The sequence below is a fragment of the Microvirga sp. HBU67558 genome, from assembly GCF_018069605.1.
Lineage (GTDB): Bacteria > Pseudomonadota > Alphaproteobacteria > Rhizobiales > Beijerinckiaceae > Microvirga > Microvirga terrae.
On sequence record NZ_JAGPUP010000099.1, the window covers coordinates 1 to 286 of the forward strand.

Here is a 286-nt window from a genome sequence, read left to right on the forward strand (position 1 = left end):
TCAGCCCGGACGGACGTTACGTGGTGTTCGAAAGCTATGCCGACAATCTGGTTGCCGGCGACGACAACGGCGTAGCCGACATCTTCCTCAAGAACCTGGACACCAAGGAGGTCACGCGCATCTCCATCGCGACCAGCGGCATGGAGACGACCTTCGGCAGCTTCGATGCTCAGTTCAGTCCCGATGGGCGCTTCGTCACGTTCGAAAGCGACGCCACCAATCTGGTGGCCAACGACGGCAACAATGCCAGCGACATCTTCCTGGTCGACCTGCTCTACAAGGCCAA

At 59.4% G+C, this 286-nt stretch carries 1 pseudogene; it reads left to right on the forward strand.

From position 1 onward, the window contains the following. Nucleotides 1-286 (forward strand): annotated as a pseudogene (locus KBI52_RS00405) (PD40 domain-containing protein); the annotation flags it as partial.